This window comes from Rhizobium sp. BK312, from assembly GCF_014193605.1.
Classification (GTDB): domain Bacteria; phylum Pseudomonadota; class Alphaproteobacteria; order Rhizobiales; family Rhizobiaceae; genus Rhizobium.
This window is the reverse complement of sequence record NZ_JACHZP010000005.1, coordinates 467,707-483,564: the sequence shown is the minus strand read 5'-3', so window position 1 is coordinate 483,564 and position 15,858 is coordinate 467,707. Positions and strand designations below refer to the sequence as shown.

At 60.4% G+C, this 15,858-nt stretch carries 13 protein-coding genes; 2 read left to right on the top strand and 11 right to left on the bottom strand.

Going from position 1 to position 15,858, the window contains the following annotated elements; translation table 11 throughout:
* The 3 genes from FHT85_RS17255 to FHT85_RS17245 are packed head-to-tail and all read right to left on the bottom strand — an operon-like array spanning position 1 to position 2,711.
* On the bottom strand, positions 1 to 702 hold the full coding sequence (locus FHT85_RS17255; RefSeq protein WP_112336557.1) for an ABC transporter ATP-binding protein: 702 nt from the start codon (positions 700 to 702) through the stop codon (positions 1 to 3).
* 2 nt (positions 703 to 704) lie between these two features.
* Positions 705 to 1,487 (bottom strand): ABC transporter ATP-binding protein, encoded by a 783-nt coding sequence (locus FHT85_RS17250; protein ID WP_112336558.1) that lies wholly within the window; start codon positions 1,485 to 1,487, stop codon positions 705 to 707.
* A gap of 15 nt (positions 1,488 to 1,502) precedes the next feature.
* Positions 1,503 to 2,711: an ABC transporter substrate-binding protein gene (locus tag FHT85_RS17245; RefSeq protein ID WP_112336559.1), complete on the bottom strand. Its 1,209-nt coding sequence runs from the start codon at positions 2,709 to 2,711 to the stop codon at positions 1,503 to 1,505.
* A gap of 172 nt (positions 2,712 to 2,883) precedes the next feature.
* Between FHT85_RS17245 and FHT85_RS17240 the strand changes: the two genes are divergently transcribed.
* Entirely contained in the window at positions 2,884 to 3,810 is a 927-nt protein-coding gene (locus FHT85_RS17240; RefSeq protein WP_112400943.1) for a LysR family transcriptional regulator, read from the top strand.
* A 14-nt stretch (positions 3,811 to 3,824) separates the two neighbouring features.
* Here FHT85_RS17240 and galE read toward each other — a convergent pair whose 3' ends face one another.
* The 4 genes from galE to FHT85_RS17220 form a co-directional block, all read right to left on the bottom strand.
* Positions 3,825 to 4,862: a UDP-glucose 4-epimerase GalE gene (gene galE / locus FHT85_RS17235; protein WP_112400944.1), complete on the bottom strand. Its 1,038-nt coding sequence runs from the start codon at positions 4,860 to 4,862 to the stop codon at positions 3,825 to 3,827.
* Between the two features lie 265 nt (positions 4,863 to 5,127).
* The gene (locus tag FHT85_RS17230) at positions 5,128 to 6,294 is read right to left on the bottom strand and encodes a pyridoxal phosphate-dependent aminotransferase (RefSeq protein WP_112336562.1); all 1,167 of its coding nucleotides are present in this window, start codon (positions 6,292 to 6,294) and stop codon (positions 5,128 to 5,130) included.
* A gap of 145 nt (positions 6,295 to 6,439) precedes the next feature.
* Positions 6,440 to 6,865: a large conductance mechanosensitive channel protein MscL gene (gene mscL / locus FHT85_RS17225; RefSeq protein WP_112336563.1), complete on the bottom strand. Its 426-nt coding sequence runs from the start codon at positions 6,863 to 6,865 to the stop codon at positions 6,440 to 6,442.
* Between the two features lie 249 nt (positions 6,866 to 7,114).
* Positions 7,115 to 7,681 carry a TetR-like C-terminal domain-containing protein gene (locus FHT85_RS17220; protein ID WP_112400945.1) on the bottom strand — a complete coding sequence of 189 codons (567 nt, stop codon included), beginning with the start codon at positions 7,679 to 7,681 and terminating at the stop codon, positions 7,115 to 7,117.
* Positions 7,682 to 7,817: 136 nt separating this feature from the next.
* Between FHT85_RS17220 and FHT85_RS17215 the strand changes: the two genes are divergently transcribed.
* Positions 7,818 to 9,050 carry an MFS transporter gene (locus FHT85_RS17215; RefSeq protein ID WP_112336565.1) on the top strand — a complete coding sequence of 411 codons (1,233 nt, stop codon included), beginning with the start codon at positions 7,818 to 7,820 and terminating at the stop codon, positions 9,048 to 9,050.
* On the opposite strand, the gene FHT85_RS17210 is transcribed toward FHT85_RS17215, so the two are convergent.
* The 4 genes from FHT85_RS17210 to FHT85_RS17195 all read right to left on the bottom strand — a co-directional run bounded on the left by FHT85_RS17210 (position 9,026) and on the right by FHT85_RS17195 (position 15,837).
* Complete coding sequence (locus FHT85_RS17210) at positions 9,026 to 10,297, bottom strand: hypothetical protein (protein ID WP_183774193.1); 1,272 nt, start codon at positions 10,295 to 10,297, stop codon at positions 9,026 to 9,028. The genes FHT85_RS17215 and FHT85_RS17210 overlap by 25 nt on opposite strands.
* A 275-nt stretch (positions 10,298 to 10,572) precedes the next feature.
* A complete protein-coding gene (locus FHT85_RS17205) occupies positions 10,573 to 12,783 on the bottom strand; it encodes a 3-hydroxyacyl-CoA dehydrogenase NAD-binding domain-containing protein (protein WP_112336567.1) in 2,211 nt (736 codons plus the stop codon).
* Between the two features lie 13 nt (positions 12,784 to 12,796).
* Positions 12,797 to 14,005, bottom strand: coding sequence for an acetyl-CoA C-acetyltransferase (locus FHT85_RS17200; RefSeq protein ID WP_112336568.1), 1,209 nt, complete (start codon positions 14,003 to 14,005; stop codon positions 12,797 to 12,799).
* 35 nt (positions 14,006 to 14,040) lie between these two features.
* Complete coding sequence (locus FHT85_RS17195; RefSeq protein ID WP_112400947.1) at positions 14,041 to 15,837, bottom strand: acyl-CoA dehydrogenase C-terminal domain-containing protein; 1,797 nt, start codon at positions 15,835 to 15,837, stop codon at positions 14,041 to 14,043.
* Positions 15,838 to 15,858 lie beyond the last annotated feature (21 nt).

Here is a 15,858-nt window from a genome sequence, read left to right as displayed (position 1 = left end):
TCAGACCCCCAGGACCTTGTGGAGCATACCCATGCGTTCGGAGAGTTCGCCGACCGGGAATTCCGAGACCATCTGGCCGTGATCCATCACATAGAAGCGATCGGCGATGCGGCTGGCAAAGCGGAAATTCTGCTCGACCAGCAAGATGGTCATGCCGCGGCCTTTGAGCTTCTGCAGGACCTCGCCGATGCGCTGGACGATGACGGGAGCAAGGCCCTCGGTAGGCTCGTCGAGCAGCAGCATGCGGACACCGGTGCGCAGGATGCGGGCCATGGCGAGCATCTGCTGCTCGCCGCCGGAAAGCCTTGTGCCGACGCTGTTGCGCCGCTCATGCAGATTGGGAAACAGCTCGAAGATCTCGTCGAGCGTCATGCCGCCTGCTGCGACGACCGGCGGCAGCATCAGGTTTTCATAGACGCTGAGCGTCGAGAAGATGCCGCGCTCCTCCGGCACGAAGCCGATGCCCTGATGCGCCGTCTTGTGCAGCGGCACCTGCATCATGTCCTTGCCGGCGAATGTAATTCTGCCCTTGCGGGAGCGGACGATGCCGACGATCGTGCGCAGCGTCGTCGTCTTGCCGACGCCGTTGCGGCCGAGGATGGTAATGGTCTCCCCCTCGCCCACACGCATATCGACACCGTGCAGAATATGGCTTTCGCCATACCAGGCATTGAGACCCTGAACGTCGAGAAGCGTCGCCATCGTCAAGCCTCCTCCGTGCCCATATAGGCTTCGCGGACGCGCGGATCGCGGCTCACCGTCGCATAATCGCCCTGGGCCAGGATCTCACCGCGCTGCAGCACCGTGACATGATGGCAGATATCGGCAACGACCGAGAGATTGTGCTCCACCATGAGCACGGCCCTGTCGCGCGCGACGTCGCGGATGATCGCGGAGACCGTGTTTACGTCCTCCAGCCCCATGCCGGCCATCGGCTCATCGAGCAGCAACACCTTCGGATCGAGCGCAAGCGTGGTGGCAATCTCCAGCACGCGCTTGCGACCATAGGAAAGATCGGCGGCGACGGCATTGCGCTCTTTAGAAAGGCCGACGGAGGCAATGAGCTGTTCGGCGCGGGCGTTGAGGCTGTCGAGGGCCGATAGCGGCCGCCAGAACTGGTGGGCGAGATTGCTTGGCCGCTGTAAGGCGACCCGCACATTGTCCAGCACCGTCAGATGCGGGAAAACGGCGGAAATCTGGAAGGAGCGCACCAGGCCCATGCGCGCGACCTTGTCAGGTCTCGTCTTGGTAATATCGATGCCGAGCAGTGTGATGGTCCCATGCGTCGGCTGCAGGAACTTGGTGAGCAGGTTGAACACCGTCGTCTTGCCGGCGCCATTCGGGCCGATCAGCGCGTGGACCTGGGCATGATGTACGTCGAGATCGACATTCTTGACAGCGGTGAAGCCGCCGAAATCGCGGCGCAGTCCCCGGGCGGACAAAACCACCCGGGGCTCTTCATGCGAATGTGTCGCGGACATCGCCATGGGCCGGTCCGTGTCCTATTGCTTGACGAGGTCGCAGCCGCTCTTGGCCGGATCGATATAGGCTTCCTTGCCAGGGATCGTCGCCAGCACATTGAAGTAATCCCACGGCTCCTTGCTGTCAGCGGGCTTCTTCACCTGCAGCAGATACATGTCGTGTATCATGCGGCCATTGGCGCCGACCGTGCCGCCGCGGCCGAAGAAATCATCAACAGGCATCTCATGCAGCTGCTTGGCAACGGCATCGGTATCGTCCGTGCCGGCCTTCTGCACGGCCTTCAGATACTGCATCACGGCGGAATAAGTGCCGGCATGGATCATGTTCGGCATTTTGCCGGTGCGGGCAAAGAAGCGCTTACCGAACTCGCGGCTCTTGTCGTCGAGGTTCCAGTAATAGCCCTCCGTCAGCGTCAGGCCCTGCGCCGCCTGCAGGCCGAGGCCGTGCACTTCGGCGAGCGTGAAGAGCAATGCCGCCAGGTGCTGGCCGCCCTGGGTGATGCCGAATTCCGACGCCTGCTTGATGGCGTTCGAGGTATCGAGGCCGGCATTGGCAAGGCCAATGACCTTGGCGCCAGACGATTGCGCCTGCAGCAGGAAGGACGAGAAATCATTCGTCGATAGCGGGTGACGCACAGAGCCAAGCACCTTACCGCCGCTAGCCTTGACGAAATCGCTGGTCTGCTGCTCGAGCGAATAGCCAAAAGCGTAGTCCGCCGTCAGGAAGAACCAGGTGTCGCCGCCCTGCTTGACGAGCGCGCCGCCGGTGCCGACGGCGAGAGCATGCGTGTCATAGGCCCAATGGAAGCCATAGGGCGAGCATTGCTTGCCGGTGAGATCGGTCGTGGCAGCGCCGGTGACGATGTCGATCTTCTTCTTTTCCTTGCCGACCGCCTGAACGGCGAGCGCGACCGAGGAGGTCGTCAGCTCCATGATGGCATCGACCTTGTCCTGGTCGTACCATTGGCGGGCGATGTTGGAGGCGATATCAGGCTTGTTCTGGTGGTCGGCATCGACGATTTCGATCGGCACGCCGAGAACCTTGCCGCCGAAATCCTCCGCGGCCATCTTGGCGGCTGCTACCGATGATTTCCCGCCGAAATCCGCATAGACGCCGGACTGGTCGTTGAGGATGCCGATCTTGACGACACCATCGGACGGGCCGGCGGCGAAAGCCGCAGTGCTGGCTGCAAGCAGAAATGCAAGGGACGCAATAAGACTCTTTCGCATATCCTCTCCTCCCAGAGATTTGGCAAAAATGAATCTGTTCAAAATTGGCCAGCCGCTTTCCTCAAAACGGCTTTTCCCGACCGCCAAGATCACGGAATTCGCGCGTTGACGCAAGTCGCGATTGCAATTAATTCCAAACAAGGTCTGTTCATTTTTGAACAGAGGAGGATGCATGAAGCGTACGCCGCACTTTACCTGGGACGATTTGCAGTTTTTTCTCGCCGTTGCGCGAACCGGGCAGCTTTCTACCGCGGCGCGACAATTGCGCAGCAGCCATGCCACGGTCTCACGCCGTATTGACCGGCTGGAATTCGCCTTAAAGGTCAAGCTCTTCGAACGCAATCCACGCGGTTACATGCTGACCAGCATGGGGCAGCGCTTCGTCGATACGGCCGAGCACATGGAGCAGGAGACGGAACGTCTTCGCGCCGATCTATCTGCGGGATCGGCAGCACAACGGGGTGTCGTGCGCATCAGTGCGCCAGAGGGGTTTTCCAACTTCTTCTTCACCGGCGTCCTGCCGGAATTCACTGCGAAGCACCCAAACATTTCACTCGAGCTGATCACCATCCAGCAGATCATGTCGCTCTCGCGCAAGGAGGCCGATATCGTCGTGGTGCTCGACCCGCCGAAGGCCGGACCCTACTTCACCGAGAAGCTTACCGACTATCATCTCCAGGTCTATGGATCGCGCGACTACCTCGCCCGCCATCCGCCGATCGAAAGCCGCGATGACCTGCCTGACTTCGCCTTTATCGGCTATATCGAGGATATGATTTTTGCGCCGGGCCTGGACTATCTCGATGACGTCCATCCGCGCATCAGGCCGCAATTCCAGAGCTCAAGCATCTTTGCGCAGCTGACAGCGACCAAGAATGGCCAGGGGCTGTGCGTGCTGCCGTTCTTCATCGCCGGCAAGCACCCCGATCTGCAGGTGGTCCTGCCGCATGAGGTGGATCTCAGGCGCCACTACTGGATCACATGCCATCGCGATCTGCGCCAATCGCCGCGCGTGCGCACCGTCATCGATTTTCTCGCGGACGCCGTGCGCAAGAATGCGCCGGCCTTTCTTGGTCCCTGGAGACATCCGGAAAGTTGAGATCGTCAGTCGCGTTACAGCATGCTTGGAGCGGCGTAGACCCTGCTGACGCCCGCCGCGTCGAAGCCCGCACGTTCAGTAAGGCGAAGCTCCCAATCCAGCGACGAGCGCACGATCATTTCCAGATCATTGTATTTCGGCGTCCATCCCAATTCGCGACGAGCAAGCGTCGCATCCGCGACGATACTCGCCATATCGCCGGCGCGCCGGGGAGCGATGTGGATGCGGAAGGCGCGGCCATAGACGCGCATGATCATGTTGAGCACGTCCAAAACCGAATAGCCCTGGCCGTAGCCGCAATTGGCAACCAGTGAGCGGCCGTCTTCGCGCAGATGCCGCAATGCCATCAGATGCGCCTCGACGAGATCGCTGACGTGGATATAGTCGCGAACGCCGGTGCCGTCATGCGTCGCATAATCGGTGCCGTAGATATCGACCTGACCCCGGCGGCCGAGAGCCGCCTCGCAGGCGACCTTGATGAGGTGGGTGGCGCCGTTGGTCGATTGCCCCGCCCGCCCCTCGGGATCGGCGCCGGCCACGTTGAAATAACGCAGCGCCACATAGCGGAAATCATAGGCAGCAGCGGCATCGCGCAGCATCAGCTCGGACATCAGCTTGGATTGACCATAGGGGGATTCAGGCCGCAGCGGCGCATCTTCGCCGACCGGCCTGTCCGCCGGCTGCTGGCCATAAACAGCGGCGGTGGACGAAAAGACGAAATGGCGGATGCCAGCCCTGATGGCGGCACTCATGAGGATGCGGGTCTTGCCGGTGTTGTTCTCATAATAGGCAAGTGGATCCTCGATCGACACCGGGACGACCGCCGAACCGGCGAAATGGATGATGGCTTCTATATGGTTTTCAGCGAAAATCTGATGCAGGAGCGCTTCATCGGCGATATCACCGAGATAGAAGCGGGCAGCCGGCGGAACGGCCCAGCGAAAGCCCGTAGAGAGACGATCGAGGACAACCACGTCCTCTCCCGCGTCCAGCAATCTCCAGACCATGTGGCTGCCGATATAACCGGCCCCGCCCGTCACCAAGACAGTCATTCTTCGCGTCCCCGCCAAGTCTACTGGCTCCATATGAGGCCGCTTCCCCTGCGAAATTGATTAAAAGCGGGCGGCGTGGCGGGAAAGATTGCGGGGATGGTTAGGGTGGGCTTTCGAGGATTGATTGGATTTTATGGATTGGGTGCACGACGGCAATTTGTGTGAACTCGGAGAGTGTTCACCCCTCTCTGTCGCTGTCGCGGCAGAGAGGGGTATCAGGCCCAGCCAGGTCAAACGCTGCCAACCACAGCGCACATGCCGGCCCTCATAAACTCAAAATATACTGGCTCAACCGCTCCGCAGCATCCGCCACCTGCACCGGATCGCGCAGGAAGCAGGCGCGCATGAAGAGCTCGCCGCCTAGCCCGAAAGCCGTCCCGGGCGCGAGGCCGACACCGGTCTTGTCGACGATGTCGATGGCGGCCTTGCGACTGTCGGTCACGCCATCGATCTTCAGGAAGGAATAGAGCGCGCCATCCGGCTTCAGCGTCTGCACGCGATTGGTAGCAATCAGCGCGTCGCAGAGGATATCGCGCGAGCGAGTAGCCTTCTCGATATTGGAGCGGACGAAATCGTCGCCCTCGTTCAAGGCCGCAACCGCGCCTCTCTGCATGAACTGCGCGACGCCCGAGGTCGAGTACTGCACGAGATTTTCGATCACCTGGCCAAGCTCTGCGGGTGCGACGATCCAGCCGACGCGCCAGCCGGTCATCGACCAGTTCTTCGAGAAGGAGTTGACGAAGAGGATCTTGTCGTCGGCTTCCTTGACGTCGAGGAAGCTCGGCGCGCGGCCGCCGGCATAGTAGTAGAGCGCATAGATTTCGTCGGCCATGATCCAGAGATCGTGCTTGCGCGCTAAGGCGAGAATATCGCTGAGATCCTGATGGGTCGCCGTCCAGCCCGTCGGGTTGGACGGGGTATTGATGAACAGGCCCTTTGTCTTGGGCGTAATCGCCGCTTCCAACCGATCGAGATCGAGCGACCATTTACCATGGTCGAATTGTAAGGGTACGGCGACCGAGCGGGCGCCTGCGATCTCGAGCGCGGCAGCGATGTTCGGCCAGGCTGGGGAGAGATAAACCATCTCGTCGCCGGGAGCGGTGATGGCCTGCACGGACAGCTGAATCGCCTGCATGCCGGAGCCGACGACATAGAAGTTCTCCATCGGCAGCGAGGTGCCGAAATGCCGGCCATAATAATCGGCAAGCGCCTGGCGCAGTTCCGGAATGCCGCGCTGCCAGGTGTAGAAGGTTTCGCCGGCGTTGAGCGAGGCCATGGCGGCGCGATTGATGAAATCCGGCGTCGGCAGGTCGCCCTCGCCGACCCAAAGCGGCAGCAGGCCCTCACGGCCACGGGCATAATTGACCACTTCGACGATCCCGCTTTCAGGTGCTGCAAGCGCGCGCGGGCTGAGGCTATCTAGTATCGACATGCAAAGTCTCCGGTTTCCGCCTTCATAAAGCAGAGCGGCGGACAAATCCCATGACTTTGCCTTAGTGACCAATCGATTTTGGTGATGAATAAAGCCCCAGTCCTCGCATGGACCGGGGCTTGCAAAAAGAGTCGAGCAAAGCGAGTCAGCGCTTGGCGAGAAGGTCGCGGATTTCCGTCAGCAACTGGACATCAGCCGGCGGCGGTGCCGCTTCGGCGACCTTGTCATCCTTACGCTCGACTTGCGAGCGCAGCGCGTTCACGCCCTTGACCATGAGGAAGATGATCCAGGCGAGAATGAGGAAATTGATGAGGACAGTGATGAAGCTACCGTAGGCAAGAACCGCGCCCTGGGCACGGGCCGCAGCGAGAGTCGGTGCGTTGACACCCGAGGCGAGGCCGATGAAGTAGTTCGAAAAATCGAAGCCGCCGAAAATCGCGCCGACGATCGGCATGATGATATCGTCAACCAGCGATTTAACGATGCCGCCGAAAGCGCCGCCGATGATCACGCCGACTGCAAGGTCCATGACGTTGCCTTTAGCGATAAAGGCCTTGAATTCATTAAACATTGAGCAGTCCCCTTCGCGTCGCCGTTGAATTCACTAATGATAATTAGCACCATCTTTTTCCTTATTTTTCAACAGCAAATCGTCAACGAGCCTTGCTCAAGCATGCATATCCCATGATAATTCCACAACCAAAGCAACTTTACCGCGCATATGTTCGACTACTTGTTCGTCAGTTGCGAGCAACCAAGCCGAAGCGACGGAATGTGCTTGGGGAGTTCGAGTGAGTCGTTCGCAATCACCGATCGCGCATCAAGTCCTGGCTGTACTCTCCGGCATTACCTTCGTGACGAGCCCGCGAACGTAGTCGGAGTCGGGTGCCTGGTCGAAGAGGATGCGATAAATGATCGGCGAAATGACGTGATCCATCAGTTCCGTCAAGGTGGGAAAGGGCTCGCCGCACGCCTCTGCCCGTGCGATGAAGACGCTCAATTGACAGCGCATATAGGTGCCGCATTTCTCCGCGTTTGCACTGTCAGCTGCCGCAAGAACGTCGCGCAGCATTTGCCGGCCAAGCCCCGAGGCCATCTCATCGGCATATTGTTCGACCCATGCCGCCAAATCTTCACGCGCGCTGCCGATGCTCGCCGGCTCGCCCTCCGGCCGCAGGTGCGACGCGGCAACGTCGGCCAAAAGCGCCTGAAGGTCGCCCCAGCGGCGGTAGATCGTCGACGGCGTGACGTTGGCACGCTGCGCGATCAGGGGGATCGTTACATCGGCGCGATCCATGGTTGCCAGCATATCGCGGACGGATTGATGCACGGCCGCCTGCACTCTGGCGCTGCGCCCGCCGGGGCGGGGATTTTCTCTATAGCCCATAAGCCCTTGCCAATTTTCCCGTTTTGCGGATCGCGAATGACTAAGGGCATCCACTAACGCAAATTATTTGCTTTTATACGCCAGGCATCCTATATCCGCCTAACGCAATCTTTTAGCTTTAGGTAGGATATAGTCGATGACCGAACTCGATTCCACCGCCAGCGCTCCGATCTCAGCCGCCAGACGCCTGGCGCCGTTCTATTATGCCGCAACCAGCGCCTTGTTTTTGGCCGCCTCATCCGCACCGACGCCTCTCTACCGCCTTTATCAGCAGGCCTTCGCCTTCTCGCCGGTGCTGCTCACGGTGATCTTCGCCGTCTACGCCTTCTCCCTTCTCGCCGCGCTGCTCATCGTTGGCTCGATTTCGGACCATCTTGGGCGCCGACCGGTGATCTTCACATCGATCCTCCTCAATATGGTGGCCACAGCGCTGTTTTTAATGGCTCGAGGTCCGGATTGGCTGATTGCCGCTCGCATCGTGCAGGGCTTTGCGACGGGCACTGCCATCAGTTCGATCGGCGCCGCCCTTGTCGATCTCGATCCGATCACGGGATCGATCACCAACAGTCTTGCCCCGCTTGCCGGCATGGCGATCGGCGCGATCGGTACGAGCCTGCTGATACAGTTCGCGCCGGCTCCGACCGTGCTTGTCTATGTCGTGACACTTGCCCTGCTGACGCTGCAAGCCGCGCTGCTATGGATGGTGCCGGAAACAACGAGCCGACGGCCCGGCGTATTCGCATCGCTGAAGCCGGAAGTCGCCGTTCCCAAGCAGGCACGCCGGACGCTGCTGGCGCTGACGCCGATCAATATTGCCGTCTGGGCGCTTGCCGGCTTCTATCTATCGCTGGTGCCTTCGCTGGTCAGCGCGACGACCGGCAGCACGGCGCCACTGGTCGGCGGCTCCGTGGTCGCAGCCTTGACGATCAGCGGCGCTGCCGCCGTCTTCCTACTGCGCCGGAGATCCGCCACCATGATCATGAAGTTCGGCATACCGACCATGAGCCTCGGCATACTGACCATCATCGCCGGCATGCATGCGGCTGAAGTGTCGATCCTCGCGCTCGGAACTCTAATTGCCGGCTCGGGCTTCGGGGCAGCTTTTCTCGGCACGGTAAGAAGCATCATGCCGCTGGCCAAGCCCGACGAACGCGCCGGGCTGCTTTCGGCCTTCTACGTTCAGAGCTACCTCGCCTTCAGCGTCCCCGCTATCCTGGCCGGCTTTCTGTCGAAGGCTCTCGGCTTTGCCGAAGCCGCCGATATCTACGCGGCGGCGATCCTTCTGCTCATCGGTTGGGGTGTCGTTGCGTTGAGGGCGGGGCAAGAGAAAATGGTTGAGCGAGGTCAGGCCGGGCAACGCAGCCAATAGCGCTTGAAGACTTCGATACCAGTGCCGTACGGCTCACGCATCTTACCCCATGCGCTGGTCGCGCTTTCCACCAAAGTATCCTCATCAACAGGAACAAGGTTAACCGGCAACGCTGACGACAAAACCGCCCGACGATACCACGCAGTAGCCTCCTTTCGCTGCCGCTCAGCGATGACGCTTGTCCCATCGGCAGGCGGAACATGGAAACGTTCCGGATGCTGCTTCGCGTCCAGCATCGGATCGTGAAGCGGCACGCGCAGAAGCTCGCGGTCACCCGCAAGCCGCAGTTCAAATTCATCCTGCGCCGGTGGTACCGGGCGATCTTCTGAAGAGGAGGAATCTGCGACGTGCGCCGTCAGGATCGGCAAGGGCTGATGCTCCGCCCTCATTTCGATACGGCGGATATGGCAGAGATCCGCGACCGTCCTATTCCTGATATCGGAGCGAGAGAGTTCATCGACTATTGTCCAAGCACCTTGCATTTTCTGTACGAAGGGCACCAATCCATCCGCGCCATAGGATAGAAACGCGGCCTGTTCTGTCATTCTTTTCTTCATCGTATTCACGAGCTGAATATTCCGCGCGTTTCTCGCGCCATCTTCCGGGTCGCTAGGGCATCGCACCCCAAAACTCATCCTGGAAGGTTCAGCCGTATTTGTAATGGCGACGACGTCATCACTGAGAGGCAAGATGCCTCCCTCTTGAACGCTCCTTTGTATCAGCAGTCCGCGCTGGAGTGCCATCGCTGCGTCCGTGGATTTATCGAGACCGAGTCGTTGCATCTCATCTTGAACGTTGGATATCCAATAGAAATTGCCCCCACCTGTCAGACGCAGCTCAAACCGACTTGAGCCTTCCCGGCCGATCCAGCCGTCAAAGATCGGACTGCCCGAGCGAGGTTGGTTGAAATGCGTTCTTATACCCGCGCACAGCATCTTCGGACCGTCTGCGGGAACATCGCCGGGATAAAAATCCGGCGGTATGTTGGCCCAGTCGCCGGGCAGTATCTTGAAGAGGGTTTGCGGATTCAAATCCGGGCCGATATCGAATGCCTGCACCAGCCTATCGGTGATAGCTTGCACGCGCGCGCCGGCACTCAGCTCAGCGGGTTTGGACGGCACGACCGGTGCATCCTGAGCCAAGAGCGACGATGACAAGAACGTCCCGTAGGCTAGCCATATTAGCACGGCAAGGGCGACATGACCTCGCCGCCCAGTCAAAAACACCCAGACTGCTTTCAGCGCCATCTATCGACCTAATCATTATTGCGATGATGAAGACTACCAGCCGCAGAGCTTGACAATATAGCCTCTCCGCGCGGCGACTATGCCGATATCCACAACCATGAGCGGTCAGCGCGCGCTCAAGCATCACACTGGACGAGCTGACTTCTTATCTCGATTTTCCAGCGGTTCACGATATCGCCTGACTACAGCCGATCAGCTTCACGCAAATGGCAAACAGAAAGGGCCGCTCCCGACAGAAACGGCCCGTTATTTGTCGTCAATAACAACTTATTGTCTTACGCGGCTTTTGCGACGCGATACGGATCGAAGCGACCATAGAAAGTCTCACCCTTGGCGGCCATGTCCTTCAGCAGCGCCGTCGGCTGGAAATGCGGGCCGTAGGCGGTGGCCAGCTTTTCGCAGAGTTCGACGAAAGCTTTGACGCCCATGCCGTCGATATAGGACAGCGCGCCGCCGGTATAGGGGGCGAAGCCGAAGCCGAGGATGGAGCCAACATCGGCCTCGCGCGGATCGGTGACGATGCCTTCTTCAATGGTGCGGGCGGCTTCCAGTGCGATGGTCACGAGGAAGCGCTGCTTCAACACGTTGACATCAACCTCGTCGGCCTTCTTTTGCGGATAGAGATCCTTGAGACCCGGCCATAGCGACTTCTTCGCCGGCTTCGGCGGATAGTCGTAGAAACCCTTGGAGTTCTTCCGGCCCAGGCGTCCCTCGCCTTCCACAAGGCCGGTGACGAGCTGCATATGACGCGGGTCGACCGCTTTCTCGCCGAGATCGGCGATGGTCGCCTTCAGGATCTTGTAGGAGAGATCGATGGCGACTTCATCGTTGAGCGCCAGCGGCCCGACGGGCATGCCGGCCATCTTGGCGGCATTCTCGATCATCGCAGCGGGTACGCCCTCGATCAGCATGTCATAGGCTTCATGGATGTAGCGGAACACGCAGCGATTGACGAAGAAGCCGCGCGTGTCGTTGACAACGATCGGCGTCTTTTTTATCGCCGCGACGTAGTCGAGCGCGACGGCAATGGCACGGTCGCCCGTTTCCTTGCCGAGGATGACTTCGGTCAGCATCATCTTCTCGACAGGCGAGAAGAAGTGGACGCCGATGAAATCGGCCGGGCGCTTGGAATTCTTGGCAAGGCCTGTGATCGGCAGCGTCGAGGTGTTGGAGGCGAAGACGGCGCCGGCCGGTAGCACGGCTTCGACGGCCTCGATGACGGCCTTCTTGACTTCGCGATCCTCGAACACCGCCTCGATGACGAGATCGGCATCCTTCAGGTCGGCGTAATCGGCCGAAGGTGTGATGCGGGACAGAAGGGCCGCGCCCTCATCCTGCGTCAGCCTTCCCTTACCGACCGAGTCCTTGACCAGCCCTTCGCCGACGCCCTTGCCCTTGGTTGCAGCCTCGATGTCGCGGTCGATGAGGGTGACGGGAATGCCCGCGGCGGCCGTGACATAGGCGATGGACGCACCCATGAAGCCGGCGCCGACGACACCGACCTTCTTCAGCTCTGTCTTCGGCTGACCTGCCGGGCGGCGGGCGCCCTTGCCGAGTTCCTGCATGGAGATGAACAGCGAGCGGATCATCGAATAGGCTTCGGTGGTCTGCAGCACATGCGTGAAGTAGCGCTGCTCGATCTTCAGGCCGGTATCGAAGGGAACCTGCAAGCCTTCATAAACGCATTTGAGGATGGCGAGTGCTGCCGGATAATTGCCCGAGGTTTCGCGGCGCAGGATGGCGGGCGCTGCCGGCCAGAGCTGAGCTGCAGCAGGCGTCCAGATGCCGCCACCGGGTGCCTTGAAGCCCTTTTCATCCCAGGGTGCCACAGGCTTCAGGCCGTCCTTGATCATCTGCTTGGCAACCGGGATCAGTTGATCCGGCTCGACCACTTGATGCACGAGGTTCATCGCCTTGGCGCGTGCTGCCGTCAGCGACTGGCCCGTCGTCATCATCTGCAGGGCGGATTGCGCATCCGTCAGGCGCGCGATGCGCTGGGTGCCGCCAGCGCCGGGGAAGATGCCGACCTTGACCTCGGGCAGCGCGATCTTGACGCTCTTGGCGCTCGACGCGACGCGGCCGTGGCAGGCGAGCGACAGTTCGAAAGCGCCGCCCATGCAGGTACCGTTGATGGCCGAAACCCAGGGCTTGCCGCAGGTTTCGAGCTTACGGAACAGACCCGTCATGCGGCCGACGAGATCGAAGAGCTTCTTCGCGGCTGCTGCCGGGTCTTTGGCCTTCTCCTCCTGATAGAAGGAAAACATCGACTTGATCATCGAGAGATCGGCGCCGCCGGAGAAGGAAGACTTGCCCGAGGTGAAGACCACGCCCTTGACGGCGGCATCGGCAACCGTTGCATCGATGATGGCGTTCAGCTCTTCGAGGATCTCGGCGGTGAAGACGTTCATGGACTTGCCGGGCATGTCCCAGGTGACAAGCGCGATGCCGTCTGCGTCGGTCTCAACGGTGAAATTTGTGTAAGCCATTGGTTTCCCCTCCTCAGACGCGTTCGATGATCGTGGCGGTGCCCATGCCGGCGCCAATGCAGAGCGTTACGAGCGCTGTGTTGAGATCGCGGCGTTCCAGCTCGTCGAGTACGGTGCCGAGGATCATCGCGCCGGTTGCACCGAGCGGATGCCCCATGGCAATCGCGCCGCCATTGACGTTGATCTTGTCATGCGGAATGTCGAAAGCCTGCATATAGCGCAGCACGACGGCGGCGAAGGCTTCGTTGAGTTCGAAGAGGTCGATATCGGCAAGCGTCATGCCGGTGCGCTTCAGCAGCTTCTCGGTGACATCGACCGGGCCGGTCAGCATCAGCGCCGGGTCGGAGCCGATATTGGCGAAGGCCTTGATGCGGCCGCGCGGCTTCAGGCCCATGCTCTCACCGCCCGCCTTGGAGCCGAGCAGCACGGCGGCAGCACCATCGACGATGCCGGAGGAATTGCCGGCGTGATGCACGTAATTGATGCGCTCGACTTCCGGATGCGCCTGAATACCGACGGCCTCGAAGCCGCCCATTTCGCCCGGCAGCTGGAAGGACGGATTGAGCGAGGCGAGCGCCTGCATATCGGTACCGGGGCGCATGTGCTCGTCGCGGTCGAGAATTGTCAGGCCGTTGATATCCTTCACCGGAATGACGGAATTCTTGAAATAGCCCTTTTCCCAGGCGTGGGCAGCACGCTTCTGGCTCTCGACGGCATAGGCATCGACGTCATCGCGCGAGAAGCCGTATTTGGTGGCGATGAGATCGGCCGATACGCCCTGCGGCATGAAGTAGGCCGGGAAGTTGACCGAGGGGTCCATGAACCAGGCGCCGCCGGACATGCCCAAGCCGACACGCGACATGCTTTCGACGCCGCCGGCAATGACGATATCATCAGCCCCTTGAGCGATCTTCGCCGCACCAAAATTGACGGCATCGAGGCCGGAGGCGCAGAAACGCGAAATCTGCATGCCAGGCGCCTTGGTAGAATAGCCGGCCTCGAAGGCGGCACCCCTCGGGATAACCGCACCGGCTTCCATGACCGGATCGACGCAGCCCATAATGATGTCGTCAACCGTTGCGGTATCGAGACCGTTGCGATCGCGGATCGCCTCCAGCGTCTTGGCGGCAAGGCGAACGGAGGGCACTTCGTGCAGCGCACCATCCTTCTTGCCGCGCCCGCGCGGCGTGCGCACGTGGTCGTAAATGAAAACCTCGGTCATGTCTCATCTCCCTGCAGCAGCTAACGCCGCCTTGCTCAAAAGGCTTCCGCCGCCAGTTCCATCATCGTATCAGCGCCGGTTTCGATGCGGGCCTTGCGCAATGCCGTTTCCGGCATGATGCGCTCCATGTAGAACCGTGCCGTGACAAGCTTGTTCTTCAGATAATCCTCACGCGCGCTGTCGCCGCCCGCAAGGCCTGCTTGAGCCGCCTTGGCCATCTTCGCCCACATGTAGCCGAGGACGACGAGGCCGAAGAGGTGCATGTAGTCGATCGAGCCGGCGCCGGCATTGTCCGGCTTTGCCATGGCGTTCTGCATGAACCACATGGTCGCGGCCTGCACGTCATTCAAGCCCTTCTTCAGATGCTTGGTGAAGAAGGCCATCTGCTCGTCGTTGCGGTTTTCCTCGCAGAAATCGCCGATTTCCTTGAACAACGCCATGACGGCGCGGCCGCCGTTCAGCGCCAGCTTGCGGCCGACGAGATCAAGCGCCTGTATGCCGTTGGCACCCTCATAGATCATGGTGATGCGGGCATCGCGGACATACTGGCTCATGCCATGCTCTTCGATATAGCCATGGCCGCCGAAGACCTGCTGCGCCATCACGGCATGCTCGAAGCCCTTGTCGGTCAGGACACCCTTGAGGATCGGCGTCGCCAGACCGAGGATATCGTCGGCTGCCTGACGCTCCTTCTCATCGGGAGAGCGATGGGCGATATCGGACTTCAGCGCCGTCCAGAGCAGGAAGGCGCGGCCGGCCTCGTTGAAGGCACGGATTGTCATCAGCGAGCGGCGGATATCCGGATGGACGATGATCGGGTCAGCCTTCTTGTCCGGCGCCTTCGGGCCGGAGAGCGAGCGGCCCTGGATGCGTTCACGCGCATAGTTAGCGGCATTCTGATAGGCGATCTCGGCGATGGACAGACCCTGCAGGCCGACGCCGAGGCGCGCTTCATTCATCATGACGAACATGGCATTGAGACCCTTGTTCTCGGCGCCAATCAGGAAACCCGTAGCCTCGTCGTAATTCATGACGCAGGTGGCGTTGCCGTGGATGCCCATCTTGTGCTCGATCGCGCCGCAGGACACCGGGTTGCGCGCGCCAAGCGAACCGTCTTCCTTGACGAGGAATTTCGGCACGATAAAGAGCGAGATGCCCTTGGTTCCCTCAGGCGCACCTTCGATGCGAGCAAGGACGAGATGGACGATATTGTCCGTCATGTCGTGCTCGCCGGCCGAGATGAATATCTTCTGGCCTGAGATCTTGTAGCTGCCATCAGCCTGAGGCACCGCCTTGGTGCGCAAGAGGCCGAGATCGGTGCCGCAATGCGGTTCGGTGAGGTTCATGGTGCCAGACCAGCTGCCCTCGACCAATTTCGGCAAGTAAGTCTGCTTCTGCGCATCGGTGCCATGGACGAGGATCGCTGCGATCGCGCCCTGGGTCAGGCCCGGATACATCATCAGCGACATGTTGGCGGCCGAGGTATACTCGCCGACGGCGCAGTGCAGCACGTAGGGAAGGCCCTGCCCGCCGAACTCCTCCGGCACGGCGAGACCCAGCCAGCCACCTTCGCGATAGGCACGATAGGCCTCCTTGAAACCCTTCGGAGTCGAGACCGTGCCATCGTCATGGCGCACGCAGCCTTCCTGATCGCCGGAATAGTTAAGCGGGAAAAGCACCTCTTCCGACAGCTTGGCCGCCTCGCCGACGATCGCCTCGATCATGTCGGGCGTGGCATCGGCATAACCGGGAAGATTGTTGTAGCGCTCCAGCCCGAGCACATCGTTCAGGACGAAGAGCGTATCGTTCACCGGGGCCTTGTAGACTGGCATTTCTCGAATTCCTCCAATTCG

Bases quoted from the DNA above. Each gene is read 5' to 3' on its own strand.
- FHT85_RS17255 (WP_112336557.1), bottom strand. From the start codon at position 702: ATGGCGACGCTTCTCGACGTTCAGGGTCTCAATGCCTGGTATGGCGAA.
- FHT85_RS17250 (WP_112336558.1), bottom strand. From the start codon at position 1,487: ATGGCGATGTCCGCGACACATTCGCATGAAGAGCCCCGGGTGGTTTTG.
- FHT85_RS17245 (WP_112336559.1), bottom strand. From the start codon at position 2,711: ATGCGAAAGAGTCTTATTGCGTCCCTTGCATTTCTGCTTGCAGCCAGC.
- FHT85_RS17240 (WP_112400943.1), top strand. From the start codon at position 2,884: ATGAAGCGTACGCCGCACTTTACCTGGGACGATTTGCAGTTTTTTCTC.
- galE (WP_112400944.1), bottom strand. From the start codon at position 4,862: ATGACTGTCTTGGTGACGGGCGGGGCCGGTTATATCGGCAGCCACATG.
- FHT85_RS17230 (WP_112336562.1), bottom strand. From the start codon at position 6,294: ATGTCGATACTAGATAGCCTCAGCCCGCGCGCGCTTGCAGCACCTGAA.
- mscL (WP_112336563.1), bottom strand. From the start codon at position 6,865: ATGTTTAATGAATTCAAGGCCTTTATCGCTAAAGGCAACGTCATGGAC.
- FHT85_RS17220 (WP_112400945.1), bottom strand. From the start codon at position 7,681: ATGGGCTATAGAGAAAATCCCCGCCCCGGCGGGCGCAGCGCCAGAGTG.
- FHT85_RS17215 (WP_112336565.1), top strand. From the start codon at position 7,818: ATGACCGAACTCGATTCCACCGCCAGCGCTCCGATCTCAGCCGCCAGA.
- FHT85_RS17210 (WP_183774193.1), bottom strand. From the start codon at position 10,297: ATGGCGCTGAAAGCAGTCTGGGTGTTTTTGACTGGGCGGCGAGGTCAT.
- FHT85_RS17205 (WP_112336567.1), bottom strand. From the start codon at position 12,783: ATGGCTTACACAAATTTCACCGTTGAGACCGACGCAGACGGCATCGCG.
- FHT85_RS17200 (WP_112336568.1), bottom strand. From the start codon at position 14,005: ATGACCGAGGTTTTCATTTACGACCACGTGCGCACGCCGCGCGGGCGC.
- FHT85_RS17195 (WP_112400947.1), bottom strand. From the start codon at position 15,837: ATGCCAGTCTACAAGGCCCCGGTGAACGATACGCTCTTCGTCCTGAAC.